Genomic DNA, 8,247 nt, shown 5'->3' with positions numbered 1-8,247 from the left:
CAGACCCCGAGGAGAAGCGCAAAAGCATTGGTCACGAATTTATTCGCGTTTTTGAAGAAGAGTCTAGGCGGCTAGGTCCCTTTGACTATCTGGCCCAAGGTACGCTCTATCCCGATGTGATCGAGTCTGCCGATACCAATGTGGATCCCAAAACGGGTGAACGGGTAGCCGTTAAGATCAAAAGTCACCACAATGTCGGTGGCCTCCCCAAAGATCTACAGTTCAAGCTAATTGAACCCCTGCGTAAGCTTTTCAAAGACGAGGTGCGCAATGTGGGACGCTCTGTCGGTCTGCCCGATGAGATTGTGCGGCGTCAGCCATTTCCGGGTCCCGGCCTAGCCATTCGGATCCTGGGTGAGGTGACCTCTGAGCGGCTCAATATTCTGCGTGATGCCGACTATATTGTCCGCGAAGAAATTCGTAATCGGGGGCTGTATCACGACTTTTGGCAGGCTTTTGCGGTACTCCTACCGGTACGTAGTGTCGGTGTCATGGGCGATCAGCGCACCTATGCTCACCCCATTGTGTTGCGCTTTGTCAGCAGTGAAGATGGGATGACAGCGGACTGGTCCCGGCCGTCCTATGACTTATTAGAGGTAATTTCCAATCGCATTGTGAATGAGGTGGATGGGGTAAATCGTGTGGTTTACGACATTACCTCTAAACCCCCTGGCACTATCGAGTGGGAGTAGTTGCTTAGGTTTTTACACTCGGAACCCGGTTTCGACTTCGCTCCACATTCGGTTTCGAGAGTTGAGCGGAGTCGAAACTCGATCTACGGGTATTTCATTTTCGAGCCAACCTCTAGGTTTCCAAATAAACCAAACCTAGGCAGTCGCTCCCTTGGGACGGGCAAAAATCATTCTGCCTGCCGACGTTTGCAGCGCTCCCGTCACGACGACTAAGACATCATTACCGATGTAGCCCTTGCCGGATTCCACCACCACCATGGTGCCATCATTGAGATAGCCTACGCCTTGAGCATCTTCCTTACCCTCTTTGAGAATCTTGATCTCAATGTCATCACCGGGTAAGTAAGCCGGACGGATTGCCTTGGCTAGATCGTTGATATTTAGGACGGCTACCTGCTGCACCTTAGCTACCTTACTGAGGTTGTAATCGTTGGTCAGCAGCATGGCGTTCATTTCTTGAGCTAGCTTTACAAGCTTGGCATCCACCGTATTAATCTCGGCGTAGTCCGCTGGGTCCACAACGACGCGCTGTGGATAGGCAATTCGCAGTCGATTGAGAATGTCTAATCCCCGTCTGCCGCGCACCCGTTTTTGATCGTTAGCGGCATCGGCCACGGCCTGCAGTTCCTGCAGCACAAACTGGGGGACTACGATGCGACCTTCTAAAAAACCGGTTTCCAGTAGCCCTTCCACACGGCCATCGATAATACAGCTGGTGTCTAAAATTTTGGAGGCCGACGGCTTTAGCGTTCCTTCTGCAATCAGCATGGTTTCCACGCTGCCAGGGTTAACCAAACGCAGCAGTGCTCGCCCCTGGGTATCGGCCAGGTTCATGCCTGAGACCGAAAAAACGATGCTGTTCATAACAGCGGCCAGCGGTTTAATGAAATTAAACTCGCCGGGGATTGGCAATAAAAAGACCGGAGCCAAAATCAAATTGGCAATCAGTAGGCCCAAAATCAATCCAATTGCCCGGGCAAAAATGCGGTCAGGGGGAAGGGTGCGAATTTGCTTTTCGAAGCGGCGATAGCTGGTTTGAGCAACAATGCCTAAGCCGGTGCCAATCAGGGCGCCAAAACCGGCCATGACAACGCCTAAGCCTTCGATGTTGTTGACCTGGGCTAAAACCGTTGGTGATAACAGGTCAACGCCATAAAAGCCAATACCTGCACCAGCAAAGAGAAATGAAACAATGATTAATGCATCTAGCATTCGAATGATGTCGACCTTAAGGGGCGCAATGGCCTACTGAACTCTAGACCAACCTGAGGGAGGCCCGAACAACGCCATTATAATCACTGATGTTCCCACGTTTGGGTTACTCTCTAAATGCTTTTACGTTCTTTTTTGGCCTAATGCCCACATCGGCCTATGTTCATATTCCGTTTTGTCGTCGTCGTTGCTTTTACTGCGACTTTCCCATTTCGGTCATTGGTAATCGCAAACGGGGGGAAACGTCGGACACGATCAGTACTTATGTGGACTGGCTCTGTCGGGAAATAAATGCCACACCAGCCCTAGGTTCGGCTTTAGAAACGGTATTTTTTGGCGGAGGTACCCCCTCTTTACTCTCTGTGTCCCAGCTAGAGACGATTTTGAGTAGCCTCGACCAGCGGTTTGGTCTGGCAACAAATGTGGAAATTTCCATGGAGATGGATCCAGGCACCTTTGATGTCAGCCACGTGCAGGGATACTCTGCCCTAGGAGTAAATCGAATCAGTTTAGGGGTGCAGGCATTTGATGATCGCCTTCTAGAGCTATGTGGTCGCTTTCATCGGCTGGCCGATGTGGAGCGGGCGGTGGAGGCGATGTGTCAGGTGCCTAGCTGGAGCCTGGATTTGATTTCGGGGTTACCAACGCAGACATTGGACCAGTGGCAAGCAGGTTTGGAGCGTGCGATCGCAGCCCAACCTCACCACATCTCCATCTACGACCTCACCCTTGAACCCCACACACCCTTTGGCAAGCAGTACCGCCCAGGCGAACAGCCCCTACCCAGCGAGGGTACTACCGTTGCCATGTACCGGCTGGCTCAGCACATCCTCACCACAGCGGGCTATCACCACTACGAAATTTCCAACTATGCCCAGGCCGGTCACCAATGTCGCCACAACCGTACCTACTGGGAAAATCGGCCTTTCTACGGCTTTGGCATGGGAGCCACCAGCTACACCCAGGCTCAGCGCGTTGCTCGGCCCCGCACCCAGCAAACCTACCGCCAGTGGGTTTACCAGTTTCAACAAACTGGCGGTGTTCTCGAGGCTTCCCCACTGCCGTTGATAGAACAACTTACCGATGGGCTCATGGTGGGGCTGCGTCTGGCTGAAGGTATCGATCTCGCTCCTTTTATTGATCGCTTTGGACCGGCCTTTACTACCATGCTCAACACTCGTTTACAAACCTATCTCACGACTGGCCAGGCTCTGTTGGAGAACAATCGTTTACGCCTCAGCGATCCCGATGGTTTTCTCATCTCTAATACTGTCCTGGCCGATCTTTTCAACGGCATTGAACAGCTTGCAGAACATCTCGCCAAATAACAGCGATCCCCGTTAACCCAATGGCTTATCTCAAAAAACTTAAACGTTTTGTAACATTGGCAACCATACCTGCGATCCATAATTTGCCAGAGGAAAGAGTTGTACCCCAGCAGTGATGCAGTACGATGATTCCTTGTGAAAAAAACTCCCCCCAGCTATGCCGAAGGTACTTGTCTCTGACCCGATCGACCAGTCTGGTCTCGATATTTTGGCCCAAGTGGCCCAGGTTGATGTAAAAACCAAACTCACGCCTGAGGAACTTGTCCAGGCCATCCCCAACTATGATGCCTTGATGATTCGCTCGGGTACCAAAGTTACCAGCGCCGTCATTGAAGCCGCTAGCCAGCTCAAAATCATCGGTCGGGCTGGTGTGGGTGTAGATAACGTGGACGTTGTTGCGGCTACCCGTCGGGGCATTGTGGTCGTTAATTCCCCTGAGGGGAACACCATCGCCGCCGCTGAGCACGCCTTAGCCATGATGCTATCGCTGTCGCGCAATATTCCCGAAGCCGATCAGTCGGTCAAAGCCTCCACCTGGAACCGTAAAGCATTTACCGGTGTCGAGGTCTACAAGAAAAATCTTGGCGTCGTCGGTCTGGGCAAAATTGGTTCCCATGTAGCCACGGTGGCCCGCGCCATGGGCATGACGATCTTGGCCTACGATCCGTTTATTTCTAAAGAACGAGCCGCTGAGTTAGGGTGCAGCCTGGTGGATCTCGACATGCTCTTCCAGGAGTCTGACTACATCACCCTACACATTCCTAAAACGTCTGAGACAGCCCATTTAATCAATGCTGCCGCCTTGGACAAGATGAAACCCACAGCCCGGATTGTCAACTGTGCTCGCGGTGGCATCATTGACGAAGCCGCCCTATACGAGGCCCTCAGCAACGGTAAAATTGCCGGGGCTGCCCTGGACGTCTACGAAGAGGAACCCTTGGGGGAAAGCTCTCTGCGGGAGCTAGGGAAATCGGTTATTCTCACTCCCCACTTGGGAGCATCTACCGCCGAAGCCCAGGTGAATGTGGCCATCGATGTGGCTGAACAGATACGGGATGTGCTGCTGGGGCTACCGGCTCGCTCTGCGGTGAATATTCCTGGGTTGCGCCCCGATGTTCTAGAAAAGCTCCGTCCCTATTTACAGCTAGCAGAAACCCTGGGCAACTTGGTGGGACAGCTGGCAGGTGGCCGGGTGGAACAGGTCCAAATTCGACTCCAGGGCGAGCTGGCCAATCAAGATAGCAAACCTATTGTCATTGCCACCCTTAAGGGGCTGCTGACTAACGCTCTTAGGGAACGGGTGAACTATGTCAATGCCTCCATTGAGGCCAAAGAGCGCGGCATTAAAGTGATTGAAACCCGTGATGCCAGCGTCAAGGACTTTACCGGTTCTCTGTATGTCTCCGCCAAAGGCTCCTTAGGCGAACATGCTGTGACCGGGATTATCCTGGGTGGCAGCGAAGTTCGCATTACTGATATCAATCAGTTTCCCATCAACGTACCGCCCACTAAATACATGCTATTTACCCTGCACCGCGATATGCCAGGCATTATCGGCAAAATCGGTTCGCTGTTGGGTAGCTTTAATGTCAACATTGCTAGCATGCAGGTGGGTCGTCAGATTGTGCGCGGCGATGCGATCATGGTTCTCAGCATTGACGATCCGCTGCCCGATGGCATTCTAGAAGAGATCACAAAAGTGTCCGGCATCCGCGATGCTTATACCGTTGCCTTATAAGATGGGGGGAGAAATACACCCCGAATGAACCCTTGGCAAATACTTGGTGGGAGATACAAGTTACCTGTTCTCCGTGGCTTGAGGATACGGTTTTCTGGCGATTTGAGAGTTTGAATGGACGCGGCACCGCCAGTGAACGACTGGGACACCAAAGTCAGGTAAAAGCTTATTTCCCACAGCAGCAGTTTTGCAATGTGGATTTGGCTGCCTTAGCGCTGCGATTGCAGCAAGATGCGCTCTGTTTGGGCCTCCATGAGGCCCCTCAGGTCGCTTGGAGCCTGATCGAGGATGAGGATTGGTCTAAAAGTTGGAAAAAGTATTGGCAGCCTCAACCGGTGGGCGACCTGCTGCTGATTAATCCGGCTTGGATTGAGATACCGGTCGATACGTCACGACTGGTGCTGCAGCTAGATCCAGGGACTGCCTTTGGCACCGGCACCCATGCCACCACCCAGCTATGCCTGGAGTCCCTGGAAATGCGTCTTGGGGATCTCCCCTCGGAGCCCCTGATCCTGGCTGATATTGGCTGTGGTTCAGGGATTTTATCCATTGGGGCCATTTTACTGGGGGCCGCTCAGGTGTATGCAGTGGATACGGATCCGCTGGCGGTAAAAGCCACGGCGGAAAATCGTGCCCTCAATGATATCGAACCGGCCCAGATTCAAGTGGCCCAGGGCAGTATCGACAGTCTCAGGGTGCCAGTGGATGGCTTTGTCTGTAACATCCTGGCAGAGGTGATTGTCGAGCTGATCCCCCACTTTGGTGACATTGCTAAGGCGGACACCTGGGGCGTTTTAAGTGGTGTTTTGCTGGAGCAGTCAAAATGGGTGATCGATACCCTCGAAGCCCATGGTTGGTTGGTCGCCACCCTGTGGCGGCGGGGGGATTGGTGCTGCCTCAATATTCGTCGTTCGTAATTCGTCGTTCATAGTGCTGGGTATGGATAGGTGCGGGCATGGATAGCTGGTTTTATATCTTGAAAATTGCGATCGCATCCGCTGTCCTCAGCGCCTTGATCAAATGGGTGGGGCCGACCGTTGCGCCGCCAGAATCCGCTGCTTTGATTCTGGTCCTGCTGCCAACGGCTATCCTCGGTAGCTGGCTCCTCAGTCGTTTGAGCCGGTCTTAAGCCGGTTTGCAACCAACCCATGGCGACCACCCGCACCATTCCTGACATTAATCAAAAGATCCGTGACGGGAGCGTGACGGTATGGACCGTTGAAGAGGCTAAAGCCAACGTTGCTGCCCTTGGTTTAGAAGCTGCAACAGCAGCCGTGGATGTGGTCACCACCGGCACCTTTGAACCGATGGAATCCTCCGGTGCCGTAATCAATCTGGGGCACACGGATCCACCGATCAATATTCGCGAATGTTATCTCGATAGCGTCCTGGCCTACGCTGGGTTTGGCGCGGTTGATCTCTACCTGGGAGCGAGCCAAGCCGCTGGCAACAACCGCTGGGGCGAATCATCAGACAGCGAGGTAGCCAGTGAGCGAGGCGGAGGGCACGTCATCGCCCAGTTAATTGCGGGCAAATCGGTGCCTCTGAGGGCTATTGGCCAGGTTAGCGACTGCTATCCTCGGGCTACCCTGGATATCTCCATTACTCGAGATACCATCAACCAGTTTTACCTGTTTAACCCCCGTAACCTCTATCAAAACTTTATCGTTGGTGTTAACAGTAGTGACCGCCCTTTGCTCACCTATCTGGGGCCACTGCAGCCCTTCCTGGGCAATGCCGTCTACGCCAATTCGGGGGCCTTATCTCCCATGCTCAACGATCCTCAAATGCGCACCCTGGGCATTGGCAGTCGCATATTTATCGGGGGAGCCCCCGGCTACATTGCCTGGGAAGGTACCCAGCACTTTCCCCTCCAAAAGCGGTTGCCCAATCACACCCCCATCGGTCCGTCGGCTACCGTGGCCCTGATTGGCGATGCCAAGCAAATGCAGCCTGAATGGGTCCGGGGCTGCTACTTTAGTGGCTATGGCCCCTCTTTAATGTTAGGGGTGGGAGTACCAATACCAGTTTTAGATGCAGCGGTGCTGCAGAGCTGTGCCATCAGCGATCAGGACATCGTCGCTCCAGTGATTGACTTTTCAATCCCCCGTCGGGTACGGCCCAGCTTTGGCCTCGTCAGCTATCAGCAGCTTAAATCCGGCCGCATCACCATTAATGGCAGCCGAGTGAGAACGGCTCCCCTATCTAGCCTCTATCTTGGCCGCAGGGTGGCCGCCACCCTCAAGAATTGGATTATCAATGGCGATTTTGAACTCAGCGAGCCGGTAGCACCCTTGCCCCAGCACACTGCATTTTTACCTCAAAATAACTGACCTCCAGGCAGTAAACTACCCGGAGGTTTGATCAGCCTTACTCCTCAGAGCTATCGGTCTCCGTAGCACTACCACTGCCGTCACCGACTTTGACCACGGTTGGCTTTTCTACCTTGGTAACACCATTTTTGGCATCACCATCATCTTTGGCCAAATTAGGTTTGGGACGCGGACCAGAACGCTTGGGAGGGCGACGTTTGCCCCCCGGACCGCCACCCATCGGTCGTTTCTTAGAGCGTTTTTTGGGAGGTACGGCACCAACGTAGCTACCTTCCATCAGTACAAACTGATTCCCCTCACGCTGTACATGCATATCCCAAAAATAGCCAATGGTTTTTACACCGATGCTGCCATTGATGACTAGCTTAAACGGGCGCTTGGGCTGCTTACCGGCACGCATTTTCTGGACGATGCTGACTGTGATTTCCTGTTTGCGCTCATCATATTTGATCACTTCACCTCGGATGGAGAAGTAATCAGGTTGAATCGCATCAGCAGGAGCCTCAATCGTCTCGTCCTCATCCTCACCCAGGGTTTCCGGTTCCCAAACTCCAACGATTTGTACAGCGATACCAATATCGTCTTGGAAAATAGTCCGTGGATAAACGACCCACAAATGATCTTTTTCCAGATCTATGTGCTTTTTAACCAAACTGGTGGTCCGCCCCAGCAGCACAGCACAGGTGGTCGTACCATCGTGGTTAACAATGTTGCCCCGATTAAAAGACTCCTCCGAGGGCTCATAACGCCCCTTCAGCAGACCAATAGCTCTGTATTGCATTGGTTCACTAGGGGGGGCAATCGGCTGTAGCCTGGGCTGAGGCGCAGGGGGATCAGTTTCCTCAGGGGCGTTATCGGCAACGACTTCAGCGTCCTTGGGTACAACAGCGGGCTCAGATATTTCGACAGCGACCTCGGGCTGGGGGAGCGGGGCGGGTGTTACC

At 53.3% G+C, this 8,247-nt stretch carries 8 protein-coding genes; 6 read left to right on the top strand and 2 right to left on the bottom strand.

Translation table 11 applies throughout. The features are described 5' to 3' along the window. Window positions 1-692, top strand: a 692-nt coding sequence (gene guaA, locus IQ260_RS23260; RefSeq protein ID WP_193995469.1) for a glutamine-hydrolyzing GMP synthase, incomplete at its 5' end; no start/stop codon positions are given. Between the two features lie 135 nt (window positions 693-827). On the opposite strand, the gene IQ260_RS23255 is transcribed toward guaA, so the two are convergent. Continuing rightward, complete coding sequence (locus IQ260_RS23255; protein WP_193995468.1) at window positions 828-1,904, bottom strand: PIN/TRAM domain-containing protein; 1,077 nt, start codon at window positions 1,902-1,904, stop codon at window positions 828-830. 89 nt (window positions 1,905-1,993) lie between these two features. On the opposite strand from IQ260_RS23255, the gene hemW reads away from it, so the two are divergent. From hemW to IQ260_RS23230, 5 genes are all read left to right on the top strand, one after another. Next, window positions 1,994-3,232 carry a radical SAM family heme chaperone HemW gene (gene hemW / locus IQ260_RS23250; protein WP_228016372.1) on the top strand — a complete coding sequence of 413 codons (1,239 nt, stop codon included), beginning with the start codon at window positions 1,994-1,996 and terminating at the stop codon, window positions 3,230-3,232. Between the two features lie 157 nt (window positions 3,233-3,389). Then, a complete protein-coding gene (serA, locus tag IQ260_RS23245) occupies window positions 3,390-4,970 on the top strand; it encodes a phosphoglycerate dehydrogenase (RefSeq protein ID WP_193995467.1) in 1,581 nt (526 codons plus the stop codon). Window positions 4,971-5,002: 32 nt separating this feature from the next. After that, window positions 5,003-5,887, top strand: coding sequence for a 50S ribosomal protein L11 methyltransferase (gene prmA, locus IQ260_RS23240; protein WP_193995466.1), 885 nt, complete (start codon window positions 5,003-5,005; stop codon window positions 5,885-5,887). Between the two features lie 38 nt (window positions 5,888-5,925). Further along, entirely contained in the window at window positions 5,926-6,099 is a 174-nt protein-coding gene (locus IQ260_RS23235) for a hypothetical protein (RefSeq protein ID WP_193995465.1), read from the top strand. A 19-nt stretch (window positions 6,100-6,118) separates the two neighbouring features. Continuing rightward, the gene (locus tag IQ260_RS23230; protein ID WP_193995464.1) at window positions 6,119-7,303 is read left to right on the top strand and encodes a homocysteine biosynthesis protein; all 1,185 of its coding nucleotides are present in this window, start codon (window positions 6,119-6,121) and stop codon (window positions 7,301-7,303) included. A 37-nt stretch (window positions 7,304-7,340) separates the two neighbouring features. On the opposite strand, the gene IQ260_RS23225 is transcribed toward IQ260_RS23230, so the two are convergent. Beyond that, on the bottom strand, window positions 7,341-8,247 hold a 907-nt coding region (locus IQ260_RS23225), incomplete at its 5' end, for a hypothetical protein (RefSeq protein WP_193995463.1).

The sequence above is a fragment of the Leptolyngbya cf. ectocarpi LEGE 11479 genome (genome assembly GCF_015207065.1).
Taxonomy (GTDB): Bacteria; Cyanobacteriota; Cyanobacteriia; order Phormidesmidales; family Phormidesmidaceae; genus Leptothoe; species Leptothoe ectocarpi.
Note: the sequence above shows the minus strand (reverse complement) of the source record. Positions and strands in the feature narration are given on the sequence as shown.